Source organism: Persicobacter diffluens (assembly GCF_036244895.1).
GTDB lineage: Bacteria > Bacteroidota > Bacteroidia > Cytophagales > Cyclobacteriaceae > Persicobacter > Persicobacter diffluens.
Window position 1 is genome coordinate 124,302 of sequence record NZ_BQKE01000001.1, and the last position, 24,291, is coordinate 148,592.

Consider the following 24,291-nt stretch of genomic DNA (forward strand, 5'->3'; position numbering starts at 1 on the left):
CAAAATGGCTAAAAAACAGTCTCTGATTTTGATTTTAAGCCCAATTTGCCAAAAAAAGCTTTATATTGGGATAGCTTCCTGAGGGAATGATTTTTTGATCGTAGCCTTTGTGGTCTTGAAAATCAGGGAGTTAAAATTTTTCTTTACGAAATTTTCCGAGCATCATGTTTAAAAAATTAGCGGTGGCAATTGCCTTTTCGCCCACCGGGGAGGCCGTATTGTGGGAAGCAGTGCGTTTACAACAGTTGTTTGAAGCTGAAATGGTTTTAATTCACATTGGCGAGCGTTCTGATGAGGATGTAAAGCAGCTTGATGAAATGCTGGACCAGGTGAAGGTGGACAGGGGAAAAGTCAAACTTTGTTGGGAAAATGGCGCTCCTTCTAAAAAGATATTGGAGATCTGTCGGCGGGAAGAGGTGGATTTATTGATCGCCGGGGCACTTAGAAAGGAGAATCTCTTTCAATATTATATAGGTTCTGTTGCTCGGGACATTCTTCGAAAGGCCGATTGTTCAGTGCTGGTGCTGGTGACACCTTCCTCCCACCCGCAGAATTTCGATAATATTGTGGTGCAGGCTGGTGGTGGTAGAAACCCCCGAAAATCCCTGAAGGTGGCCTGCGACTTAGGCAAGCGGGATCAGGCCAGTATTCTGCATTTGATTCGGGAGATTAAGCTTTATGGGCTGAGCCTGGCGGTGGCCTCTGAGGATACGGAGGAGGAATATAGTGAAACCCGAAAAAATCTGGTGAATGAGGAGTTGAAAGAGGTGCAGGCCAAATTGGATAAACTGGATACCGAAGATCTTCGCATTAACATAAAAATTACTGCCGGTAAAGCAGGGCATGAATTGGCCAAATTTACCAGACGTACGAATGCCGATTTGCTTGTGATGCAGGGCATGGGCCGAAAGTTAGGACTCTTTGATCGCATTTTCAGACAAGACCTGGAGTATATCATGTCTGACCTGCCTTCCAATCTTTTGATCGTACACCCTTAAATGCCTTTTCATGGAGAAATTAAATCATAGTGAAGTAATCAACCTATTACTGCAGCTGGCCATAATTTTGGGAGTGGCGCGGTTGTTGGCCGAAGTGATGCGCCGGCTGAAGCAGCCCGCAGTAGTAGGAGAAATATTGGCCGGGGTGCTTTTAGGGCCTACCCTCTTTGGCCGACTGGCGCCGGAATTGTGGGGGACTTTATTCCCTACCAGTGGTTCCTCAGCGATTGTGCTGGATGGCTTTTTCCAGATTGCCGTAGTGCTGTTGCTCTTTATCGCCGGCCTGGAGGTGGAGCTGGATCTGGTGATAGAGCAGGGAAAGAAGGCGGCCAATATCAGTTTGTCTGCATTAATCATTCCCTTTATTCTGGGATTTATCGGCCCATTTATGGCGCCGGAATTTTACGGATTGACCGATGACCGCAATCATTTGGTATTTGCGCTTTTCATAGGAACGACCCTTTCCATTACGGCCTTGCCCGTTATTGCCCGGATTCTCATGGACCTCAATATCTTCAAAACCCGGACGGGGATGCTGATTATTGCTTCGGCCATGATTATTGATATTCTGGGCTGGTTGATATTTACCGTCATATTGTCGATGATGGGCTCTGAAAATGGCCATATGGGCTTGGGGGAAACGATTGGGCTGACCATGGGCTTCACGCTGGCAATGCTGACGATAGGCCGGGCGCTGATCAATAAAATACTGCCCTGGATCAATGCCCGCCTGGCATGGCCCGGGGGCTTGTTGTCCCTGTCGATGGCGCTTTGCTTTCTGGCGGCTGCTTTTACAGAGTGGATCGGTATTCATGCCATTTTCGGCTCTTTCATTGTGGGAATTGCGCTGGGAGATTCGGTGCACTTATCGGAAAGAGCGAAGGAGATTGTACATCATTTTATAAATAATATCTTTGCACCATTATTCTTTGTGTCCATTGGATTGCATGTCAACTTTATCGAAAGTTTTAATTTCCCTTTAGTGGTGGTATTGATCATTACCGCCTTTGTTGGTAAAGTGATCGGTGGATACGGAGGAGCAAAAATTAGTGGTTTAAGCAAGCATGATTCCCTGGCTATAGGCTTTGGAATGAATACCCATGGAACATTAGAGGTGATTCTGGGAGCAATAGCCTTGCAGGCCGGTTTGATCGAAAATCAGCTTTTTGTGGCGATTGTGATCATGGTATTGGTAACCATCATTATTTCTGCTCCATTATTGAAAATGTGTATCCAGCTGGGAGCACAGGCTAAGAAAGATTCAGAATGAGTATTATAATTGACCGATATATGAAATTAAAGGCCTGGTGGAAACTAGGCCGTTTTTTTGATTTTACCCGACTACCGGTGGAGGCGCTGGGTTCAAAAAGCTGCCATTGGTATATTCCAAAAGGGATTTTGGATGAGCATGCGGTGTGTTATTTGGCGGGAGCCGGTGAGGATATTTCCTTTGATGCTGCCCTGAGCCAGACTTATGGCTGTCAGGTACACACCTTTGACCCGACCCCAAGAGCCATCGCGCATTTCGAAGCATTACAAAATGCCTTGCAGGAGGCGCGGGCATTGGAGCTGCCCCATGAGGAGGGAACATTTTATCCCACCGATGCTGCCCTTTTGAACAAATGGCAATTTCACCCCTGGGGCTTATGGAATCAGGAAGAGGTTTTGAAATTTTACATGCCGGCAGATCCTTCTCATGTTTCGCATTCTGCGGTGAACCTGCAAAAAACAGCAGACTTTTTCGAAGCGCAGGTGTATGCCGTAGATGATTTGATGAAACAACTGGGTCATCAGCAGATTGACCTTTTGAAGATTGATATTGAAGGTGCCGAATACAAGGTGATGGAAGACTTGCTGAAGAAAGAGATCTATCCGCGTATTTTATGTGTGGAGTTTGATGAGGTGAACCACCCTCAGGATGAACATTACCTGAAGCGCATCAGGGAGCATATCCAGCAATGGTTAGACAAAGGCTACCAGCTGGTGCATATGGATGAGTTTTTTAATTCCACACTTTTGAGGGCCTAAGAGGAATTAGCGGATTAAGCTTTAAGCCGGATTATTCACCGCCAGCTTTAGAGTCTACCGTAAGAAGTTGTTTGTCTGTCTATTACAGCTAGGTCTGCTAAATTGCTGATAGCCCAAATTGGGGTAGGCTTGCTTGCTCCTCATTCATCTGCTTCGTTGGAAAAAACTCGAAATAGGAAACTATTCCATCATTTTTTCCACCTCGTAGCTATACGAGGATTAAAGGATGCATCATTCACGTGAAGTTCATGCCGGTCTTTGGGGGGCTTTTGCATCAAATTCCAAGGCATGAATAAGAATCTCACGGCTTTAGCCCCTTGCCAAATTCAAATTCCTTATATTTGCAGGCTAGTAATAATACCCCTCTTTTGATGGCATTATCACAATGCTTCAGGGGGTTTAGATTCGATACTAAGATTCAATATATTATTTTTCCAACATGGCAAAACAAGAAGAACACAGCGCCTTAAAGGATATCATCTCACATGCGAAAGAGTATGGTTTTGTTTATCCTTCTTCAGAAATTTATGACGGCCTTCAGGCAGTATATGATTATGGAGCCTACGGGGTGGAATTGAAGAAAAACCTGAAAGATGTTTGGTGGCAGTCCATGACGCGCCTGAATTCCAATGTTGTCGGGATTGATGCTTCCATTTTCATGCACCCTACTACTTGGAAAGCCTCAGGTCACGTGGATTCTTTCAATGATCCTATGATCGATAATAAGGATTCCAAGAAGCGTTACCGTGCGGATGTTTTGGTGGAGGAGTATGCTGCCAGGTTGGAAGAAGAAGGCAAAGCTGCTGAAGGAAAAGCTTTAGAGCAGGAGTTGGCGCGTCTTTTGGATGCGGAAGATTTGGAAGGTGTTCGCCAGTTGATCATTGATAATGGGATTGCATGCCCAATTTCTGGTACGACTAACTGGACAGAAGTTCGTCAGTTTAACCTGATGTTCTCTACCCAGATTGGTTCTGTGGCAGATGAGTCAAGCACGGTTTACCTTCGTCCGGAAACGGCTCAGGGTATTTTCGTCAACTTCCTGAACGTTCAGAAAACGGCTCGTATGAAAGTGCCTTTCGGTATTGCACAGATTGGTAAAGCTTTCCGTAATGAGATCGTCGCACGTCAGTTTATCTTCCGTATGCGTGAGTTTGAGCAAATGGAGATGCAATTTTTCGTTCGTCCGGGCGAAGAAATGGAGTGGTACGAGAAGTGGAAAGAAAGCCGCATGAAGTGGCACAAAGTATTGGGGGTACCACAAGAAAAGCTTCGTTTCCATGACCATGAGAAATTGGCGCACTATGCTAATGCTGCAGCGGATATTGAATATAAATTCCCATTCGGTTTCAAAGAGGTAGAGGGTATTCACTCTCGTACGGACTTTGACCTTTCTCAGCACCAGGAATTCTCTAAGAAGAAACAACAGTACTTCGATACGGAAATCAATAAAAACTACATCCCTTATGTAGTGGAGACTTCCATCGGAGCGGATCGTTTGTTCCTGATGACCATGTTCAATGCTTATACAGAGGAAATGGTGGGCGAAGGCGATAAGGCGAAAAAACGTACTTATTTGAAATTCCACCCGGCTTTGGCTCCGGTAAAAGCGGCGATCTTCCCATTAACGAAGAAAGATGGTTTGCCGGAAGTAGCGAAAGAAATCTTCGACGATTTGAAATATGATTTCAACTTGGTGTATGAAGAGCAGCAGTCCATTGGTAAGCGTTATACCCGTCAGGATTTGATTGGTACACCTTTCTGTATTGCGGTAGATCACCAGACCTTGGAAGACAAAACGGTTACTATCCGTCATCGTGATACCATGGAACAGGAGCGTGTAGCGATTGCAGACCTTAGAAAAGTGATTGGGGAAGCAGTTTCTATCTCTAAAATTTTCCGTGAGTTGGAAGACAAGTAAGTAATTATCAATAATAAAAAAAGCGGAGCTTATAAGTTCCGCTTTTTTTTTTCCTGTTTGAATATAAAAATAAGCGGATGAATATCACGCTTAAATGATAAAGTCAATTGGGATATTGATAATGTCAATAATAAAAAGAGCGGCAATTATTGTATTTGGCTGAGGATTAGTTGTAAATTAAAAAAAAGTTAGTGATGTCTGAAACCTACAAAGGAATATGCTAGTTCATTAAGTCAGACATTCGATAAAAAAGAATTTTCTTGAAGTAAGATATTTAAACCATTCCACAAAATTTTCTACAGAGACCTGACGGAAGCAGTCCACCGTCAGGTTTTTTTTGTTTTGGAACAATTGGGGAGTAAATGTTAGGTATCGATCAATTTTAAAGTGATAAAAAAATAACTTTGAAATTTTAGGAAGTCCTGTCGTTTTACTCCTGCTATTTTATTGAAGATGGAAACTGTCTATTATTTGCAGTTCCGTTTTGAAATTTGGACGCTTGTTTTTGAGCTAATTGACCTGTTTTTGTCATTAAACGATAGCCGTTATACTTTTTGAAAACTAAAAACCTATTCAATTGAATAATTTTGCACTTTTCTCATAATGATCTAATGATTTCGCTTTCTGCGGGATTAGAATCAGAAAAAAATGGTTTGAATTCCTCTTAATGAAATGATAATAATTCTTTGTGCTTTGGATGATTCACTATCGGATTTCTCCATTTATTTTTGTGGGATAATGATCAGTATATGAAAAGACTATGGATATTCTTTCTGACAGGAATGGTGTTTTGCTCCTGTGGAAAGAAAATGCAGCCCAGCACCGAGGAAGCCTATCATCCTCTTATTTTGATTTCACTGGATGGCTACCGATTCGACTATACGGAAAAGTATGCCCCACCCCATTTGGCTCAGTTTTCAAAGGAAGGAGTAAAGGCCAAGAGTATGATTCCTTCTTATCCTTCCAAAACGTTTCCAAACCATTGGGCCGTCATCACGGGCATGTATCCCGGACATAATGGCTTAATTCATAATGTTTTTTATTCTCCCGAATATGATGCTGTTTATGCATTGGGAAAGGCGGAGGAAAGAAACAATCCCCGCTGGTATGGGGGAACTCCTTTTTGGAAATTAGTGGAAGATCAGGGCAAAAAGGCCGCTTGTTTCTTCTGGCCCGGATCTGACGTCCCTCAACACGGAACCCTTCCCTCTTATTTTTTTCCTTATGATGAGTCTATTCCTTTTGAGAAAAGGGTAGAAAAGATTTTGTCCTGGACACAATTATCAAAAGAGGAAAGACCAGATTTTATCACCCTTTATTTCCATGAGCCCGATAAGAGTGGGCATAACTTTGGTCCTGATTCTGAAGAAGCGGCTGCAGCGGTAGCACAGGTGGATGCGCAATTGGGCGCGCTGTTGGATGGATTAAAGCAGCAGCAGGTGGAGGCCAATATTATTGTGGTGTCTGACCATGGCATGCAAAAGATAGAAGAAGGCATTGATTATCGATCGATGACGGACTATTCCAATTTTGAAGTGGTGAATGCTGGCGGATCGCAGGTGTTGCTTTATCCAAAGGAAGGTGCTGATGTAGAGTTGCTGGAAAAAGAATTGACCCAAAAAGCGGATGGCAGGTTTAAAGTGATTGTAAAGGAGTCTGCTCCAGAAAGATGGCATTATACCCATACTGCCGTACCGGAGGTATGGCTGGATGCACAAATCCCTTATTTATTCGTGGAAACAGGTAAGTCTTTTTCGACGGGAGCCCATGGCTTTGACCCCGCGGAGCAGAATATGCATGCGATTTTTTATGCCAAGGGACCTTCCTTTCAAAACAGGCTGGAAATTGAAGTTTTTGAAAATATTCACCTGTACCCATTAATGGCGCATTTATTAAATCTGGAGTGTCCGGAAACAATAGATGGGGAGTTCGAGGTTTTAGCCCCTACTTTACAGCAGCCCTAGGCCGGATTGATTAACTATAAACACGCTCTTTGGGAATGCTTGTCGTATTATCTTGAGTAGGTATGCTGATTGCTAATTTGCCCAAATTTGGGGAAGCTTGCTTGCTCCTGATTCATTTGTTCTCTTGGAAAAAACTCGAAATAGGAAAAATTTCTTCCTTTTTCCCGCCCTGCAGTTAAAAGAGGACATAAGCAGGATGAAAATAAAAATCGCTATTCCGGAGGGGATAGCGATTTTTTTTTTGATCCACAGTATTCGCCGTTTTAAGGACTATTCGGACTTACATTGGATGAGATTAGGAGCATTTGACAAGAAAGTCCCTCCCTCATTGACCATAATAACTAACAGGAGGCGAGTTGGAGCGGCTTTACAATAGCTTCTAATCTGCTTTATTGACGGCAAAGGTCAACTGCTCATAGAATAAAACATCATCATTTTGATTTTCATTTTTTAGGGCGATAATAGCGCTGAAGGTGATTTTTTCTTCACTATTCACTATTCGAAAATCATTTGGAAATAAGCCGCTGGTCTCCACTACATAGGAATTTTCTCCATCGGTAAAGGAACCGGATAGCTTGTTGGAGGCATTGGAGACAAATACTTCAAATTCATCGGAACCCAATAAATTCTGTAAGTCGCTATCCTCCGCACTTATTTGTAAGGAAAAAGATTTGTCGCCTTCGGTATCCACCTGAATAAGGGTTTGATTATCCTCCAAAAGCTCAAGAACGGCAGTGAAATCGTTAGTGGTGATATTCTGCTCGGTCTTATCGGATATGGCCGTCAGTCGGTCAAAATCATTTTCATCAATGATGATGATATTACTCTCCTGCCCCTGACCGGTGATGTATTTAAAAAACATGTTTTGCCCGGTATGGATCTTTGCTGATGTGATTTGGTAGGTAGTATAAGGAATAAAACTTTGCCCGTCGAAGGAGAAATAAGGGTTTACTACTACAGGTGGGGTATCATCAAAATTAATTTCGAAACTTTGTTCATCTATTTTATTCAGGGAGATGGTGAAATCATTGGCAAGGGTAGTGATACTTTCCACATTGGAAACGGATACCTGACCAGAAGAAGAGGTCGCCTCTATCTGACAGAAATAATTGGTCGCCTCTTTGATGTTGGCATTAATGATGGTTTTCGTTTGGTCCCCTGCTGTCAATGTTTCCGAAAATAAGACCGGGACTCCTTCCCCCGGTAGAGAGAGATAAACGTTGAGTACAAAATCTCCTTCTCCATCGGTGGAATATTCAATGTCAAAGCTGGATCCGGTTGGGTTTTTCAAACTTAAAATTTCAGCAGTTGCCACTACGATGGGCGTGCCCTCATCGTCATTTGAACAAGCAAAAAACAGCACAAGAGGCAAAATCAGAAGGGAAATTTTCTTCATTATAGTATTCGTTAGTATGTTTAACTATACGGAATGAAAAAATTTGCGTTAAAAAAATGCCTTTGGAACATTAATCCAAAGGCATAGAGATTGATGAAGAAGTTGGTGTTGATAAGATTATTATTGGTTAAGTTTTTGGAGCCGTTATTCTTATAACACTGTAAATATAAGATTAAGATCCAATTAACCAAAGCATAGGGTCGCAAATAATTACCTTAAAAAATAAGTATAAGTATATTTTAATTGGCTTTTTTAAAGGTTATATGCGCATTTTAATCAGTTAGCAGCTTGCAAAATGTGAATTTATCTGCATCAAATAATCCTAAATCACTCAGCTTTAAGGAGGGAATGACCAGTAAAGCCATGAAGGAAAGGGTCATAAAGGGAGAGTTTAGTTTTCCTCCCATTCTTTTCACCATTTGATCTACAGCCGTATACTTTTGCGCGATTTCATAACCATTGCTGGTCGACATTAAGCCGGCAACCGGTAAGGGTACGATGGCGCGTTCCTCCTCATCAAAGGCGCAAACGCCTCCCTTGTGTTCAATGATATAATTGACCGCTTCCGCAAGTGAATGATCATCAACGCCTACGGCAATGATGTTGTGGGAATCATGCGCTACGGAGGAGGCGATGGCACCCGATTTCAAACCAAAATTTTTGACGAAGCCTTTGGCTACTTCGGCTTTTTTGTATCGATTGACCACCACCATTTTCAGGATATCGCGATCCGGATCACTGACGACCAGACCATCTTCGATTTTGGCCTCCAGGGTCAAAGGATTGGTGATGAGTTGCCCTTCCAGCGCTTCAATGACTTTTACTTTTGAGCCTTCGGCCTTTATCTGAAAGTCTTCCGGCTTTTTTTCTGTGCAGGAAAAATTATTAATTGGGGTGCAGGCAGTGGATTTCATCAAAGTGACGCCATTTTCTGCCACGCATTCCCCTTCAATGAAGGTTTGTTGAATGTTGAAATCGTCCAGATTGTCTACCAAAATGAAATCTGCGGGATCTCCTTCTTGCAAAAGGCCAATATCCAGCCCGTAATGCTTGACGGTATTGTAGCTGGCCGCTCTGAGTACCTGGAATAAATCATGTCCCTTAGCCAGTGCCCGTTTCACGTGATCGTCCAGGTGATTTTCCACTAATTCGTCGGGATGTTTGTCATCGCAACAAAACATGATTTGTTCCGGATAATCAGCAAGGAGGCCAATTAAAGCTTCAAAATTTTTGGCAGCACTTCCTTCCCTGATTTGGATTTTCATGCCCGCCTTGAGTTTGTCCAGCGCTTCCTCTGCGGTGAAACATTCATGATCCGTGCTAATGCCCGCCGCAGCATAATTAGCCGCATCTTCCCCCTTCAGGCCCGGGGCGTGTCCGTCCACCGGACGGTTATATTTTTGAGCAATTTTTATTTTAGCCATTACGTCCTCCTCCTTTTGAAGTACGCCGGGCCAGTTCATCATTTCGGCCAAATATTTCAGGCCGTCCTTTCGGAAAAGGGTTTCAATATCTTCGGGACTGATGATGGCTCCTGCAGTTTCAAAGCTGGTCGCCGGCACACAGGGAGGGGCACCGAAATTGAATTTGAAATTGACATGCTGGGCATTATTGACCATGAATCGGATGCCCATAATGCCCATCACATTGGCAATTTCATGGGGATCCGATACAGTTCCCACCGTTCCATGCACCACGGCTAGTCGGGCAAATTCCGAAGGCACCAGCATGGAACTTTCTATATGAATATGGGCATCCACAAAGCCGGGCATTATGTAATGAGCCGGAGCATCCTTTACTTTTTGGATGGATGCGATTTTATTTTTTTTGATCTTGATCTCCGCCGGGTAAATTTTCTTTTGGTGTAAATCTACCAGCTGTCCTCTTATAATTTTCATAAGCAATTTGCTTCTCTGGAGTATTAATTAAGCAAAGCAGGATTTTCTCTTCTACAAAAGTAGCAACAAGAATTTATGGAGTACACTGCTTTTGTAGTGTCGATAAGGTACACCCGAATTATTCACCGTAATAATTTAGTAGTTGGTCTTAAGACGGTTGTTTTCCGTTCGATGAGGTTATGTTTACTGATTTATTACTGGCCCCAATTTGGGCAAGCTTGCTTTCCCCTCCTTCATCTGCATCGTTGGAAAAAAATGAAATAAGTAACATCCCTTTATTTTTCCGCCCTGCAGCTACAGAAGGATTTAAGCAGGAATAATCCGGCTAAAGGGATTATTGATATACTTCCTTCAACTCAAAAAAGGCCTTCGATTTTTTATAGGCCTGAAATAGTCGCTTCATATAATCATTATAATAAATGGATAAGGAGCGCAACATTTTATTTTCTATTTCCGGATTCTTTTCGAAAAGGTCCTGAAGGCTTCCGCCCGAGATCGCATAAATTTCGGCGGACTTACTGGTAGTCACTGCATTGTGGGTTCGTGTTGTATTGGGCAAGATCGCATTTTTGCCAAAAGCACTAAAGGGCCCCAGCCTTCCCAGCTCTTCAAAGTTGCCTTCAATATCAATGGACATCGTGACCTCTCCGCTTTTGATGATATAAAGCACCTGGCTGGGGTCATTGCGGAAATATACCGCCTCGTCCATTTGGAACTCTCGTTCATAAAGTAAGGGTTTGATCTCCGAAAGTTCCTGATAGGTCAGTTCCGACAGTAAAGGGCAATTTTGCAAAAAGTCGAACAGGACGATATCCTCAGGGTCATATGGTTTTTTAAAAAGTGATTTCATTTTGCTTCAATTCTATTCTCCAGATGTTTTTTGTTTTTGGGCCAATTTTGAATCGATCATCGGGGCGGTATCCTACCAACCAGACGATTTCTCCCTGACTTTCCAATACCATGGTTTGAGCTTTTAATAAAATCGGTATTTTTTGATCAATCAAAAAATCACTGACTTTCTTTTTTCCTTTCATTCCGAGGGGGCGAAATTTATCTCCCAGTTTCCAGGGTCTCAGTTTTAAAGGAAATTGGAGCAGATCTAGATCAAATGCCCCGATCAAAGGATTTTTTTCAAGCTGAAAATCCTTCACATTAAACGTATCCGACTGCCATTGGAATTGGTGGAGGTTAAGGATTTGCCTGCTATTTTCAATGATTTGAGCAGGCGGAGCCTGTGGTTTTTGTCCCAAAATAAAATTTCCCCGGTCCACTTGCAGGGCGAAGTCCCCGGATTCAAATAAGCTGCCACTATTCTCGCCCTGGCCTTCTGCGATTTGTAGCACCTGCTGGTAATTAAATCCATATTCCCTTAGCCACAGCTCGAGGAATAAGATGGGTTCTTTTTGGGAAAAAACCCGGGAGGTGGGCAAATAGAATAATTGTTGTTTCCAGTCGCCATGATTTTCCAAATGGGAATTTACCCAATGTTGCAATTGCCGATCCGCAGCTGCAATCCTAGCCTGACTGTTCCTGAAAGTGTGCTCCAGTTCAGGGTTAATTTTTTTGAGTTCAGGAATGATGTTTTGTCGGATTTTATTCCGGTGATATTGGGTGTCCTGGTTACTTTCATCTTCCCGAAATGGAATGCCTTCCATTTTTGCATAGGCTAAAATGTCCTTCCGGCTGAATTGTAAAAGCGGTCGGGCCAATCGATCATGTTGTTCGGGCATCCCTTTTAACCCACGAATTCCACAGCCTTTGGCCATATTGAAAAGGAAGGTCTCCAGCTGATCATTTAAATGGTGGGCGGTTAAGAGTTGATCACAATTTTGGCTTTTCATTAATTCTTCAAACCAATCATACCGGAGTTGGCGGGCCACCATTTCGATGGATTGCCCCCTTTCTTTTGCCTCAGCCATGGTATGGAAGCTTCTACAATAAAGTGGAACTTGATGTTCCTCGGCCCATTTGCGTACCAATAATTCATCCAAATCAGAAGACGATCCTCTTAGCTGAAAATTACAATGTGCCAGGATGAAAGGTATTTTTGCCTTTAAGCACAGGGTGGCCAGCACCATAGAATCCACTCCGCCACTTAGGGCAAGAAGGCTTTTGGTGGTGGAAAGATGCGGAAAGTGTTTGTGAATATGCGCTAAAAAGGCCTTAAGCTTCATTAGAATATTGTCGAATTAGCGTGGGGAATTATTAAATTTGAGTGAATTTACCAAAATTACAGGAGGATTGGTTCATTCGGACATTTTTGTCTGGCCACTTCCTGCCAAATGTCGACTCTTATGCTTAATTGATTAAGCAATCGTAAAACAATAGATAATGCGAATTATACTGCTTGCGTTTTCGGTATTGATGCTGGGCCTAAGCCTGCCGTCCATGGCGCAGAATAAAAAGGAAAAAGTGGATTATGATGCGGAGAACCTTTACAATGGGCGTAGAGGCAATATTCGTTATCAAAAATTGATTGATAATGTGGTTTTTCGATTCAAAAAACGGGATGCCATAATCTATGCGGATTCCGCCTATTATTACCGCCAGGAAGGGGAAATGGAATGCTATGGAAAGGTTCGCATTGTAGAGAATGATTCCATTAATATTACCTCCAAAAAATTGGTGTACCGGACACAGGAACGATTGGCCCGGTTGAGAGAAGAGGTGGTCTATACGGATGGAGAAATGATTCTGTATACTGATTTCCTGGATTATAATACTTCCTCCAAAAGTGCTCATTATTTCAATGGCGGAAATATCGTGGATGGGCAGAATAATTTGGATTCTGACCGGGGAACCTATTATCCGAATCAGAATAAGATGATTTTCGTGGGAAATGTAGTGTTAACTAATCCGGATTATATCATGGAAACGGACTCTTTGGTGTATAATACCATTACCAAGGAGGCCATTACTTTTGGCTTTACCAAGAGTACTTCCAAAGATGGAATGACGCTGGAGACTGACCACGGGATGATTTATGATGCCAGCAGTGAGGAATCATATGTAGAAGAGGGGCAGGTAGAAACAGATTCTTATTTAGTGACCGGCGATGATATGAAATATAACCGGGGGACGGATTCCTATTCGGTGATTGGAAATGTGTTTATGCTTTCCAAAAAAGATAGCGTCATCGTGACCGGGGAAGAGGCCTATTATGATAAGGCCACCGGCTATACCAAAGTGTGGGGTAGTCCGGTAATGAAGAAGTTGATGGAGGCGGATACCTTTTATATGAGCGCCGATACCCTGGTAGCCATTGATAATGAGGCGCAGCAAGAGAATAAAATGTTGGCTTATCACGATGTGCTGATCTGGAAATCTGACCTGCAGGGAATAGCGGATTCCCTTTGTTATGATATGGCCGATTCCATGATTTACCTTTATGAAGATCCCTTGCTTTGGGCACAGAATACCAATCAGATAGAAGCGGATTCGATTTCCCTATTAATGGCGAATAACACACTGGATAAGATGTTTCTGAAGCGGAACTCTTTTATAATCATGGAGGATACTCTCAAGAACTATAATCAGATCAAGGGACGGGAAATGATTGCTTATTTTGAAGGGCAAAATATCTCCATGGTGGATGTGAACGGGAATAGTGAAAGTAACTATTATGCGCTGAAGCAAGACAATACCTTGCATGGGCTGAACCACACGCTTTGCTCCAATATGAAGATCTTTTTTGAAGACAATGAGCCGGTTAATGTCCGTTTTTATGTACAGCCCGAGGCTAGTTTTTATCCGCCACATACTATTGAGCCGGAGATAGAAAAGTTAAGTGGCTTCAATTGGCGGATAGAAGAAAAACCGACTAAGGCGGATGTATTGGCTCCCCGTCTGGCGAAAATAGATAGCTTAATGCTGGATAGCCTCAGCATTGAAAAGCCGGCCACTCCAATTTTGTTAAATCTGGAGGAAAAGGAATCTTTGGAAAAAGAAATCCCTAAAGGGGAGGAGATGCAGACGATTCCGATGGAGCAATAAGCAAAAAAGAATAAAGAAAAAGGGCTGTCGACTGACAGCCCTATCCATAATCCCATTTGTCCTCCGTTTTGAAGGAAATTAACCTATATTGACTGCATCCAAGTAAGTCAAAAAATATAATAATATCAAGTTATTTTGGTGCAATAATTCAACAATTGAATATTTGTATGTTTTACATCCAATTACAATGAAATAGGCGGTTTAAGGTAGTTTTGTGCCCCGAAAATTCTTCCTTTCCAGTTTAGCATAAGGAATGGAACGAGGTTTTTTTCTGACCAATGGAGAGTCATGCGGATCAATTAGCTTTATTTTTTTTAAAATATTGACTCCTGGGAGAGTAGGCGTTTTAGTTTTATTTTTTCGACCGCTAAAGAAATTCACACAAGGACTTGTATTATAAAGGACTTATTTTTCGATTTCTACTGATTTTATCACATTTCCTTCAAAATCTTTCACGATAAGTTGGTTTTGATCAAAAATGCCATAGCTAGGGGCAAAACCTCCTTTTGGTAAAGCAATAGAACCCGGATTGAAGAAATATAGGCCTTTTTCTTTAGTGGCAACCGGAATGTGGGTGTGCCCTGAGACGAAAATGCTTCCTGCTTTAAGGGCCGGAGCCTGTTCCGGACTGGCTAAATGCCCATGGGTGATGTAGAAGTAAATGCCTTCGGCCTGGTATACCGCATAATCTCCCATCATCGGAAATTCTAATAACATCTGGTCCACTTCACTGTCGCAATTGCCTCTTACGGCAATGATCCGGTCTTTATAATTATTCAGCAGGCTGGCTACTTTTGCGGGTGCATAGCCTTCAGGTAAGGGATTCCTGGGGCCGTGGTACATGGCGTCTCCCACTAATATTATTTGATCCGGTTTTTCAGATTCCACTACTGCAAGTGCTTTTTCTAAAAAGGTGGCAGAACCATGAATGTCGGAAATGAAGATGATTTTCATATTTGATGCGTTTGAAATAAGTGAATTCTTTTCTTTAGAGGTGGATATAATGGCTTGGCGGCCTAACTGTTTGAAATCCAATTATTTTTTTACAAAAAAATGGAATTTTTTTTTCGCTAGCAATTTCCGGAAAAAGGGAATAATCTTTTAGTGTTTCTCCTCATTTAATGTGAATTATTCAATAAACAATCCTCAAAAGATGATTTTTGTCAGTTGAGAAAATGAGGGTGACTCTGAAATTATTTGCTTATTCTCATGAGTCCTTATATGTTTGCGGCTGCAATAACCAATTTACCACCAATTTTTATAATAATGTTCGAGTCAAAGTTATTTCACCGTTGGTCTCTTTTTCAATTAATGTCTGCATTTCAGGTATTGATTATTATTGCCATTGTGGGATATGGTATCACTCATCTTTCGAATGGCGTTGATCAGTCTTTCGGATCAGCATTAATTTTACTTTTTCTCCCTATGATGTATTACTTTCTGAGACAGCCTCTTCGTTTGGCTTTCAGAGAAGAAGGGATAGAATTTTCCAGGCCATTTGTGATTGGTCGCAAGGAATTGTTAGCATATAGTGATATTCGTGGGTATAGTTATTCCACTACTCCAACAAAATATTTTGAATTACATACGGTGATTTTCTATTTGGAAAATGGTAAAACCATTGAAGTGAATCGTCGAAATTTAGATAATTATTCTTCTTTACTGGAGAGTTTGACTCATTCTGAAATCAATTATTTTGGATTTGAGGCAGGACCTGAAGTGCCGGGAAAAAAACGTCAGTATAATTTTCTTAAAGTTTCCGGGAATGTAGGTGACCAAAACACAAAGCAGATAAAGCATGAATTAATTCAGGGAAGTGATGGCTTTAATACTTGTCTTGCGGGCTGGTCGGCCATCAGTGCGCTGTTGATTTGCGCGATTTACTTTGTAGCATAAGCATTACCTTAACCTTAACCAGATCGCTAATCGATCATCAATAATCAAACAAAAACCCAAAAGCTGCCGGTATGAGGGCGCACCATAAATGACTTTTCAGTCCAAAGTTTTGGTGAGCCTGGTAGTAAAAATCCTAATGATCCTATAATTGTGGCCGTCCGATGCAGGGCGGCCTTTTTTTATTTGGGATAAAAAGCTAAGCCGAATTAATCACGGCTCCATTTAGTGACTTATCATAGGTCGCTTGATAGCAATATTTTATGATTGGTTTTGCCGAATGTTTAATAGCTCCTATTTGGGCAAGCTTGCTTTCTCCTCATTCATCTGCTTCCTTGGAAAAAACTCCAAACAGAAAAATTCCTTCATTTTTCCCGACTTGCAGCTAAAAGAGGAGTAAAGCATGAATAATCCGGGTTAATGAACTGTCGATAATTGAGTCGCTCAAAGACCGCTATTATGACATGCCTTATAAGGATTTTTATCGCAGATTTTGGTTTCATCCAAATCAACCCTAGTCTATTGCATCCGCTGCTTATTTCCGATTGAAAATGGTAGCGCTTCCCTGGGCTTTGGGTAAAATGGTAATATCTGAAATGTTCACGTGATCCGGCCGAAGCGCCATAAAAGCAATAACTTCAGCGATATCCTGAGCGACCAATGGTTCATAGCCCTCATAGACTTTGGCTGCTTTTTCAAGGTCTCCTTTAAATCTTACCGCTGAAAATTCAGTGTCTACTGCTCCCGGGCACACATTCCCCACTTTAATATTATAAGGGTTGAGTTCCATGCGCATGCCATCGCTAAGGGCGGTTACGGCATGTTTGGAGGCGCAATAAACACCTCCTTTGGGGTATACTTCTTTGCCTGCAATGGAACTGATATTGATAATATGCCCGCAATCTCTTTCCACCATTTCCGGAACGATGGCCTTGGAAACGTAGATCAGTCCTTTAACATTTATGTCTATCATGGCATCGAAATCTTCCAGACTCCCTTCGTGAATGAGATCCAGGCCATGAGCATTTCCGGCATTATTTATTAAAAGGTCAATTTTTCTCCACTCCGGGCTCAGGCTATTAATGGCATCAAATACTTCACTTTGGTTACGTACATCAAAACATAGCGTCCTGGTTTCGGTAGGCATCGCTTCGGATATTGCTGCTAAACGATCAGCTCTTCGTCCACATAAAATCAATTTAAAATGTGGGGCAAGGGCTTCAGCGGTTGCTTTTCCAATGCCGGAGGTAGCACCAGTGATAAAGGCTATTTTTTTCATGATGTTGGGTACTTTTCAATTAAGAATTCTTTGCCCGGAAATTTAGGTAAAATGTTGGGTATTGGGATATAAAAAAAGCGGATTTGCTCCGCTTTTAAATTTTTTCGACTAGTCGTTGTACTGAACGTATTGCTCCCATTTTTCAATAACGCTGGCAAAATCCTCCGGCAGGTCACATTCAAATTGCATCCATTCTTTGGTCACGGGGTGTTCAAATCCCAAAGATTTCGCATGAAGCGCCTGGCGTGGCATTACTTTGAAGCAGTTATCCACAAATTGCTTATACTTGGAAAAAGAAGTTCCTTTTAGGATTTTATCGCCACCATACATAGTATCACTAAAAAGTGGGTGTCCCAGATACTTCATATGTGCCCGGATCTGGTGGGTTCTTCCGGTCTCCAAATTACATTGAATCAGCGAAACATACCGCAGGGGCTGAATAACTTTATAATGCGTAATGGCATGGCGGCCAATATCTCCCTCCGGAAAGGCATCTACTACGCGACGGTCCTTGAAAGATCTGCCCAGATGCACATTAATGGTTCCTTCACTTTCCTTAGGTTCTCCCCAGACTAAAGCTAGGTAGGTTCTTTCTATGGAGTGGTCAAAGAATTGTTTGGCCAGGCCACTCATGGCCTTTTCTGTTTTGGCAATCACCAACAAGCCGCTGGTATCTTTATCAATACGGTGCACTAAACCGGGGCGACCGGTATTGCCCTCCATTTCAGGAAGATTCTGAAAATGGTAAGCTAATGCGTTGACCAAAGTGCCGTTCCAGTTTTGATGTGCAGGGTGAACCACCATTCCGGCTTCTTTATTTACCACCAATAAATGTTCATCTTCATAAACAATATTCAGTGGGATATCCTCTGGAATTACTTCCGACTCATTCGGAGGCTCCGGAAGCGCCACAACCACAATATCATTTGGGTGAACTTTATAGTTCGGCTTTATCGTCTGCTCATTAACCTTTACAAAGCCATCTTTTATCGCTTTCTGAAGTTTACTTCTGCTCGTACTGGGCAGTTTATCCATCAGAAATTTGTCCAAGCGCACTAAAGTTTGCTTGGGATCCGCCACTATGCGGTGATGTTCATATAATTCTTCGTTTTCCTCGTCGAAAAAGCCTGTTGTTTCTTCACTCATATTCTTGAATTTCAACCGCAAAGGTAGTGGCCTTAACTGGAAAGTCCAAAGAGACCAAAAAATAGGGAGCACCTAATGCTGCTCCCTTATGTATGGTGTAGTTAAATCGCTGATTTTCTGAGTTTAATAATTTTTAGTCGGTCCAACATTTTGATGATGATAAAGGTGGGGTCGATTTCCCACCATTTAACGCCGAAGTTAGGTTTATGTCCCTGCGAATGATGGTTATTGTGGTAAGACTCGCCCATCATCAGGAAGTCTACCGGCAGTAAATTTTTGGAAGTGTCGGACACCTCAAAGTTACGGTAGCCATATTTGTGTGCAAACCAGTTAATGATGACGCCATGTACCGGTGCCATTAGGCACTGAATAGGGAAAAGTAACCAAAGCCAGATATTATCTGCGAACAAAAGATATATTATGAGATAGATTATGCCCCACATTAGGCGCGAAGGCCAGCTGGAGGCAAACAGATCGAATTTTTTCCATTCCGGCACTCCGCGGGTAAACCGTGCTTCCACAGGGGTTCTGCTGTAAAGAATATCAGTGAAGATCTTCTTAGTGCGGAACATCATGTAAAATAAATTCTTATCGTAAATGGGCGAATGTGGATCATGCTCGGTGTCTGCATAAGCGTGGTGCATTCGGTGCAAGACGCCATAAGCATAGGGAGAAAGATAACTGGACCCCTGACCGATCCAGGTAAGAATGAAGAAAACTTTTTCCGTCGTTCGAGACATGGAAAAAGTCTTATGTGCTGCATAGCGGTGCAGAAAGAAGGTCTGGAAAAATAGGGAAAAGTACCAGCTGAATATAAAAAACAGAATGATAATCATGGGTTATGGCTAGTTTGATTGTGTTGTATCATACAAGACAATCCACCATAACTATCTGTGACAAAAATAGCTGATAAAATTAAATGAAAATTAAAAACGTTTATTTCTCCTTTTGGGTATCCTCTTTCAGAAAATTGATAAAGTCTTCCAAATTACCTTCCCTGCTGGCTTTCAGAAAATGCTCATAGCCTTTTTTGGCTTGCTGAGCCTCAATTTGAAATCGCTCTTTTTGATCTTCCAGTCGTTGTTTGGCTCTGGAAACCAGTTGACGACAGTGATCCATTTTCTTTTCAAAGATTTCCGAGATCTCCGGGTATTCCAAATCAAAAAATTCCCGAAGCATATAAGGGCCCCGCTCTAAAGGACTGAGTTTTTTCACCATGGTTTGGTAAGCGCTGTGGAGTTGATGGTCAATATCTGCTTTGAAATCCTCCATCTCCTTTGTGCTGGGAAGAAACTCTGACATGTTTACGCTCCAGGGCATTTCCATTTTGTGGCGCCACTGTTTTTTGAAATTCAGGCAGGCATTGGTTACCGCTCGCACAAGATAGGCCTTTGGGTTGGCTACCTTCGAGCGATCCATATTCGTCCATTTGATCAGGGTTTCCTGAACCACATCCTCGGCATCTTTCAGGTCATCAAGGATTTCCATGGCTACTTTAAATAGTAACGGGCGGTATGTAATAATGCTTTGTGTCAGTTCCATCTTGCGACAAAGATACTTTAATTTTAATCGAATCAAATGGAATGAGCGAGAGGTCATGAAAGATTTTTTTCCATTTTAAAGGAAACTCTGTGGCCTATAGCTCTAAAATCACTAAAAAATGACATAAACTTCCTGCTACTACAAAAAGGTGCCAAACGGAATGGGCATAAGGTAATTTTTCCCAATGGAAAAAAATGGTACCCAGGCTGTAAAGGCCTCCTCCGGCCATCAAAAGCCATAATCCCTGACTTGGAATGAGTAAATAGAGTGGTTTAAGGAAGATAATGGCCATCCAGCCCATGGCAAGATAGGAGGCTGTGCTGAGCTTTTGGTACTTTCCGGTATATTTAAATTTTAATATTATGCCCAGCAGGGCCACTATCCATAAGAAAACTAAAAAATAGGGCCCTCCGTGCCGTTTTAGGGTAATTAATAGTATGGGGGTGTAAGTTCCGGCGATCATTAAAAAGATGGCGCAATGGTCGATGATTTGCAGCTTCCTTTTTAGGCTTGGACGGGAAACCCAATGATATAGGGTGGAGGAAATATAAACGGCGATCAGGCAAATACCATAAATGGTGAATCCGGCCAAATACCAGGGGTCAGCAACGTGCCAGGCTTTATGTAATAGCATTCCGAAGCCATAACTGCTTAATAAGAGCCCTACCCCATGGGTGAGGTAATTGGCCTGTTCTTCTCCAATAGTTTGTTTGTTAGATTTTTTCATATTCGGTTATTGATATTAACCGATTGAAAAATAATAAGTTGTGTGAGTTTTTGGGTGCTTTTAAATTATTTTCCCTTTATCTAGTGTCCAATTATTCGGTGGGGAGGTCCGCCTCCGGAATAAATTCGAATGCGCCAATATCCGGAAGTTCGTCCCGGTCCCGGTCTAAAATATCTTTGGTGACATTGGAAGGGATCCCAAAATCTATCTGTGGGCTATCTTCCAATAGTTTATAGTTATCGGTACTAATGTCCTGAAATAATTCCTGAGCGGTATACCGGTTGTAATTATTGGTATCTCCAAAATCCTGATCAGTGCGAAGTAGATTGTATTCCAGATGTACAGTTTGTGCCTGCTCATCAATATGGATTTCATCCGTTTGGCTGCTGGCTCCCCAAATGATAGAGTTGATGATATGCACTTCCAATGGGCGTTGCGCATTAGGATCCACCGGTAATTCTTCTGATTCAGGTTCTATGCGCAAATTCAGGGCCGGTTTTCTGCGGATAAGTCCTGTTCCGGCAGTAGAAAGGGTCAGGTGATTGGCTTGAATGTTGGCGCCCATTACCACCCCAATAAGTGGTCCTCCCACTTTTGCGATGATGCTGTTTTCCGCTATTACATCCGCATCATTTAGCAGCAGGCCATGGCTGTAATGGTTGATGAGCTCTACATTTCGCAGGATCAGCGGGCGATTAGAATGTTGCATGCAAAGGCCGATGTGAGCATTTTTGATCTGCGTATATTCAAAGCGCACTTCTCTCCCGGGTTGTTCAAGATATACGCCTTCCCATTGATTAGGAGCCTCAATATTCATTTTTTCATTCCGGATAATGACTGGTTTTTCTACACTTCCGGTGCTTATTAATCCACCGAACACCAGGATGGCAGATTTTTCCTGTGCCAGGATTTGTGTTCCCTCCCTTAAGAAGGCGGTCGCATTTGCGTCAATAGTCAGGGTGTCGGTCAGCAAATACGGACGGCTGTTGGAGAAAACAGAGTCAGATTGGAGGGTTAATTTTCCCAACACATAAACATCCTGACTAAAGGCTTGTAGTTTCACCTCCTGCTCATTGCCATTGGTTAGGAAAATCAGACTGTCCTTTTGTTCGAAGGGCTGGTCAAAGTCCGTTTCCTGAGCAAAGTATTCCACTATTATTAGCAGGCTGTCCTGTGCCATTAACAGCTCTTCGTTAATGGCAGGTTCTTCTTTTCCATTAATGATGACCTTGTAAGGGGAGCTTGTCCCTCCGGCAAGTCGGATTTGACTGATGTTGACAGACTCATTGTGCCGATTGTACACCCATAATCTTTTTGCGGCGCTAACCTGTCCGCTAAGAAGGGTGTCAAACTTTAAGCTGTCTGTGGAAAAATTCAGCTTGAGGGCTGGGTTTGTAGATATGGGTTCTTCCCGGGGCAAGCAAGCCCACGCAAAAATGACCAAGAAAAATAATAAAAAAAGATTTCGCATAAGCTTGCTTGGGGAAAAATGCAGGGATTACTCCTCTCCTGCTTTCATTTTATCTGCATTTTCAGCAATACGTAATTGCTCAATGATATCGCCAATATCACCATCCATAATGGCTGGAAGGTTATGAGAGGAATATCCGATACGGTGATCCGTCACTCTACTTTGCGGGTAGTTGTAAGTACGGATTTTGTCCGAGCGGTCACCGGAACCAACCAGCGATTTACGATGCTCGGAAATGGCATCATTGTGTTTTTTCAGTTCTGCTTCATACAGACGGGAACGCAAAACGGTAAGCGCTTTATCGTAGTTGGCGTGCTGAGAACGGCCATCCTGACACTCTACCACTGTGTTGGTGGGAAGGTGTGTTAAACGAACAGCTGATTCTGTTTTGTTGACGTGCTGCCCTCCTGCGCCGGAAGCTCGGAAGGTATCTTTTTTGATATCCTTCAAATTCAGCTCAAAGTCCACATCTTCGGCCTCAGGCATCATCGCCACCGTAGCAGCAGAAGTATGTACTCTTCCCTGGGTTTCAGTGGCCGGAACTCGCTGAACACGGTGAACACCGGATTCAAATTTCAGTTTACCGTAAACATCCTCACCGGAAACGGAGGCAATAATTTCTTTAAAACCACCTACCGTACCTTCTGTGGCACTCATTACCGAGAATTTCCAGCCCTGTTTCTCCGCGAATCTCTGGTACATACGGAATAAATCTCCAGCAAAAATAGAGGCTTCATCTCCACCGGTTCCTGCGCGAATTTCCAAAATACCATCTTTGGAATCATTAGGATCTTTAGGGATCAGCAGTTCTTTTAACTCCTCTTCCAATGGACTAATCTGAGGTTCCAGTTCATCCAATTCCATTTTAGCCATTTCACGATAATCTTCGTCTTTTTCAGTGGCTAAAATGCTTTTGGCATCCTCTATTCCTTTTTGAACGTTCTGGTATTCTTCGTATTTATTCACCACCTTTTCCAAATCTTTGAATTCTTTGGTGAGCTTGGTGAATTGTTTCATATCAGAAGCAATGTCAGGCTGAACTAAAAGTTGCCCAACTTCCTCGTAGCGAGCTTTTATTGCCTCGAGTTTATCTGTCATAATTTTTTTCGCTTATTAGGTCGCAATTTAATAAAACCGTGAATTAATTCCTTCTCAACTTATAGTATCCTTATCACATTCCGCCCATGTTGTGGCATGATGGAGATAAATCGCCTCTTTTTCGGGAAAGCTATCAGGTGATTTCTATAATTGGTTTTCGATACTCATTATAAAAACGAGCCTTTTCGCTTTTTTTTGCGTTAAATCTTCAACAGGAAAGCGAAAATATTATAACTAGGCTTAGTTAAATTTCACTCTTAGGGAAGATTCTTCAATTAATACTCATGAAAATAAAATTATTTGCCGGATCATTTTCCGATCTTTTCTGTAGCTTGTATATTGAAAATTGAATTATTTTTGCGTCAATGAAAAATAAGATCCTTTTCTTTTTGTGGGCAATGCTATTGAGTGCTTCAGTGACAATGGCACAGGGCAATCAATCTTTCGCCTTTCAAAAATTGTATATATATACTTTTACCAAATATGTAGAGTGGCCTGCCGCTGTAAGTGAGGGTGACTTTGTCATCGGAGTTTTAGGGCAGACCGGCTTATTGATTCATTTGCAAAAAATGGCAGATGAAAAGACGGTAGATGGTCGTGAAATAAAAATTGTTCAACTTGATAAGCCGGAACAGGCCAAAGATTGTCATATCTTATTTTTGGCACAGAACTTAAGCGAGCAGTTACCTGAAGTGGAGCAGGCACTGAATGAGGCACCGGTTTTAGTGGTGACCGAGCAGGATGGGCTCGCCAAGGAGGGCAGTGGCATCAATTTTATTATGGTAGATGGGAAATTGAAATTTGAGATGAATTTAACATCCATTGAAAAATCACAGTTAAAGGTGAAGGATGCCTTGAAACGATTTGCGGTGGAGGTTTATTCCTAAAAAGATATTTAAAATTAGTCCCCGACATCAGTCGGGGATTTTTTTTGCCCAAA

20 protein-coding genes are annotated in these 24,291 nt (G+C 42.2%); 8 read left to right on the forward strand and 12 right to left on the reverse strand.

The window, feature by feature from the left end; translation table 11 throughout:
- Nucleotides 1-164: 164 nt before the first annotated feature.
- From AAA970_RS00495 to AAA970_RS00515, 5 genes are all read left to right on the forward strand, one after another.
- The gene (locus AAA970_RS00495; RefSeq protein ID WP_338235576.1) at nucleotides 165-998 is read left to right on the forward strand and encodes a universal stress protein; all 834 of its coding nucleotides are present in this window, start codon (nucleotides 165-167) and stop codon (nucleotides 996-998) included.
- Nucleotides 999-1,008: 10 nt separating this feature from the next.
- A complete protein-coding gene (locus tag AAA970_RS00500) occupies nucleotides 1,009-2,268 on the forward strand; it encodes a cation:proton antiporter (protein WP_338235577.1) in 1,260 nt (419 codons plus the stop codon).
- Entirely contained in the window at nucleotides 2,265-3,026 is a 762-nt protein-coding gene (locus AAA970_RS00505) for an FkbM family methyltransferase (RefSeq protein ID WP_338235578.1), read from the forward strand. The genes AAA970_RS00500 and AAA970_RS00505 overlap by 4 nt, the downstream gene beginning before the upstream one ends.
- A gap of 439 nt (nucleotides 3,027-3,465) precedes the next feature.
- Entirely contained in the window at nucleotides 3,466-4,944 is a 1,479-nt protein-coding gene (locus tag AAA970_RS00510) for a glycine--tRNA ligase (RefSeq protein WP_053406300.1), read from the forward strand.
- Between the two features lie 749 nt (nucleotides 4,945-5,693).
- A complete protein-coding gene (locus AAA970_RS00515) occupies nucleotides 5,694-6,908 on the forward strand; it encodes an alkaline phosphatase family protein (protein WP_338235579.1) in 1,215 nt (404 codons plus the stop codon).
- A gap of 379 nt (nucleotides 6,909-7,287) precedes the next feature.
- Here AAA970_RS00515 and AAA970_RS00520 read toward each other — a convergent pair whose 3' ends face one another.
- From AAA970_RS00520 to tilS, 4 genes are all read right to left on the reverse strand, one after another.
- Entirely contained in the window at nucleotides 7,288-8,304 is a 1,017-nt protein-coding gene (locus tag AAA970_RS00520) for a hypothetical protein (RefSeq protein WP_338235580.1), read from the reverse strand.
- Nucleotides 8,305-8,576: 272 nt separating this feature from the next.
- Entirely contained in the window at nucleotides 8,577-10,202 is a 1,626-nt protein-coding gene (gene ade, locus AAA970_RS00525; RefSeq protein WP_338235581.1) for an adenine deaminase, read from the reverse strand.
- Nucleotides 10,203-10,536: 334 nt separating this feature from the next.
- Nucleotides 10,537-11,052, reverse strand: coding sequence for a cyclic nucleotide-binding domain-containing protein (locus tag AAA970_RS00530; RefSeq protein WP_060685100.1), 516 nt, complete (start codon nucleotides 11,050-11,052; stop codon nucleotides 10,537-10,539).
- On the reverse strand, nucleotides 11,036-12,376 hold the full coding sequence (gene tilS / locus AAA970_RS00535; protein WP_338235582.1) for a tRNA lysidine(34) synthetase TilS: 1,341 nt from the start codon (nucleotides 12,374-12,376) through the stop codon (nucleotides 11,036-11,038). Before tilS ends, AAA970_RS00530 begins: the two co-directional genes overlap by 17 nt.
- Nucleotides 12,377-12,533: 157 nt before the next feature.
- Between tilS and AAA970_RS00540 the strand changes: the two genes are divergently transcribed.
- The gene (locus AAA970_RS00540; protein WP_338235583.1) at nucleotides 12,534-14,195 is read left to right on the forward strand and encodes an OstA-like protein; all 1,662 of its coding nucleotides are present in this window, start codon (nucleotides 12,534-12,536) and stop codon (nucleotides 14,193-14,195) included.
- A gap of 405 nt (nucleotides 14,196-14,600) precedes the next feature.
- Here the strand turns inward: AAA970_RS00540 and yfcE are convergent, their stop codons facing one another.
- Entirely contained in the window at nucleotides 14,601-15,149 is a 549-nt protein-coding gene (gene yfcE, locus AAA970_RS00545) for a phosphodiesterase (protein WP_053406973.1), read from the reverse strand.
- Between the two features lie 312 nt (nucleotides 15,150-15,461).
- Here yfcE and AAA970_RS00550 point away from each other — a divergent pair, with 312 nt between their 5' ends.
- Complete coding sequence (locus AAA970_RS00550; RefSeq protein ID WP_338235584.1) at nucleotides 15,462-16,091, forward strand: hypothetical protein; 630 nt, start codon at nucleotides 15,462-15,464, stop codon at nucleotides 16,089-16,091.
- A gap of 532 nt (nucleotides 16,092-16,623) precedes the next feature.
- Here the strand turns inward: AAA970_RS00550 and AAA970_RS00555 are convergent.
- The 7 genes from AAA970_RS00555 to prfA form a co-directional block, all read right to left on the reverse strand.
- Nucleotides 16,624-17,370, reverse strand: coding sequence for an SDR family NAD(P)-dependent oxidoreductase (locus tag AAA970_RS00555; protein WP_338237698.1), 747 nt, complete (start codon nucleotides 17,368-17,370; stop codon nucleotides 16,624-16,626).
- Nucleotides 17,371-17,475: 105 nt separating this feature from the next.
- Nucleotides 17,476-18,513, reverse strand: a complete 1,038-nt coding sequence (locus tag AAA970_RS00560; protein ID WP_053406291.1) for an RluA family pseudouridine synthase — start codon at nucleotides 18,511-18,513, stop codon at nucleotides 17,476-17,478.
- A gap of 101 nt (nucleotides 18,514-18,614) precedes the next feature.
- Nucleotides 18,615-19,349 carry an acyl-CoA desaturase gene (locus AAA970_RS00565; RefSeq protein WP_338235585.1) on the reverse strand — a complete coding sequence of 245 codons (735 nt, stop codon included), beginning with the start codon at nucleotides 19,347-19,349 and terminating at the stop codon, nucleotides 18,615-18,617.
- 100 nt (nucleotides 19,350-19,449) lie between these two features.
- Nucleotides 19,450-20,112, reverse strand: coding sequence for a sigma-70 family RNA polymerase sigma factor (locus tag AAA970_RS00570; RefSeq protein WP_082305085.1), 663 nt, complete (start codon nucleotides 20,110-20,112; stop codon nucleotides 19,450-19,452).
- 37 nt (nucleotides 20,113-20,149) lie between these two features.
- The gene (gene trhA, locus AAA970_RS00575) at nucleotides 20,150-20,782 is read right to left on the reverse strand and encodes a PAQR family membrane homeostasis protein TrhA (protein WP_053406288.1); all 633 of its coding nucleotides are present in this window, start codon (nucleotides 20,780-20,782) and stop codon (nucleotides 20,150-20,152) included.
- Between the two features lie 91 nt (nucleotides 20,783-20,873).
- A complete protein-coding gene (locus tag AAA970_RS00580) occupies nucleotides 20,874-22,085 on the reverse strand; it encodes a hypothetical protein (protein ID WP_338235586.1) in 1,212 nt (403 codons plus the stop codon).
- A 195-nt stretch (nucleotides 22,086-22,280) separates the two neighbouring features.
- The gene (prfA, locus tag AAA970_RS00585) at nucleotides 22,281-23,351 is read right to left on the reverse strand and encodes a peptide chain release factor 1 (protein ID WP_338235587.1); all 1,071 of its coding nucleotides are present in this window, start codon (nucleotides 23,349-23,351) and stop codon (nucleotides 22,281-22,283) included.
- 365 nt (nucleotides 23,352-23,716) lie between these two features.
- On the opposite strand from prfA, the gene AAA970_RS00590 reads away from it, so the two are divergent.
- On the forward strand, nucleotides 23,717-24,238 hold the full coding sequence (locus AAA970_RS00590; RefSeq protein WP_338235588.1) for a YfiR family protein: 522 nt from the start codon (nucleotides 23,717-23,719) through the stop codon (nucleotides 24,236-24,238).
- Nucleotides 24,239-24,291: the final 53 nt, after the last annotated feature.

Bases quoted from the DNA above. Each gene is read 5' to 3' on its own strand.
- AAA970_RS00495 (WP_338235576.1), top strand. From the start codon at position 165: ATGTTTAAAAAATTAGCGGTGGCAATTGCCTTTTCGCCCACCGGGGAG.
- AAA970_RS00570 (WP_082305085.1), bottom strand. From the start codon at position 20,112: ATGACCTCTCGCTCATTCCATTTGATTCGATTAAAATTAAAGTATCTT.
- AAA970_RS00560 (WP_053406291.1), bottom strand. From the start codon at position 18,513: ATGAGTGAAGAAACAACAGGCTTTTTCGACGAGGAAAACGAAGAATTA.
- AAA970_RS00520 (WP_338235580.1), bottom strand. From the start codon at position 8,304: ATGAAGAAAATTTCCCTTCTGATTTTGCCTCTTGTGCTGTTTTTTGCT.
- AAA970_RS00565 (WP_338235585.1), bottom strand. From the start codon at position 19,349: ATGATTATCATTCTGTTTTTTATATTCAGCTGGTACTTTTCCCTATTT.
- prfA (WP_338235587.1), bottom strand. From the start codon at position 23,351: ATGACAGATAAACTCGAGGCAATAAAAGCTCGCTACGAGGAAGTTGGG.
- AAA970_RS00515 (WP_338235579.1), top strand. From the start codon at position 5,694: ATGAAAAGACTATGGATATTCTTTCTGACAGGAATGGTGTTTTGCTCC.
- AAA970_RS00510 (WP_053406300.1), top strand. From the start codon at position 3,466: ATGGCAAAACAAGAAGAACACAGCGCCTTAAAGGATATCATCTCACAT.
- AAA970_RS00505 (WP_338235578.1), top strand. From the start codon at position 2,265: ATGAGTATTATAATTGACCGATATATGAAATTAAAGGCCTGGTGGAAA.
- tilS (WP_338235582.1), bottom strand. From the start codon at position 12,376: ATGAAGCTTAAGGCCTTTTTAGCGCATATTCACAAACACTTTCCGCAT.
- trhA (WP_053406288.1), bottom strand. From the start codon at position 20,782: ATGAAAAAATCTAACAAACAAACTATTGGAGAAGAACAGGCCAATTAC.
- AAA970_RS00500 (WP_338235577.1), top strand. From the start codon at position 1,009: ATGGAGAAATTAAATCATAGTGAAGTAATCAACCTATTACTGCAGCTG.
- yfcE (WP_053406973.1), bottom strand. From the start codon at position 15,149: ATGAAAATCATCTTCATTTCCGACATTCATGGTTCTGCCACCTTTTTA.
- AAA970_RS00590 (WP_338235588.1), top strand. From the start codon at position 23,717: ATGAAAAATAAGATCCTTTTCTTTTTGTGGGCAATGCTATTGAGTGCT.
- AAA970_RS00540 (WP_338235583.1), top strand. From the start codon at position 12,534: ATGCGAATTATACTGCTTGCGTTTTCGGTATTGATGCTGGGCCTAAGC.
- AAA970_RS00550 (WP_338235584.1), top strand. From the start codon at position 15,462: ATGTTCGAGTCAAAGTTATTTCACCGTTGGTCTCTTTTTCAATTAATG.
- ade (WP_338235581.1), bottom strand. From the start codon at position 10,202: ATGAAAATTATAAGAGGACAGCTGGTAGATTTACACCAAAAGAAAATT.
- AAA970_RS00530 (WP_060685100.1), bottom strand. From the start codon at position 11,052: ATGAAATCACTTTTTAAAAAACCATATGACCCTGAGGATATCGTCCTG.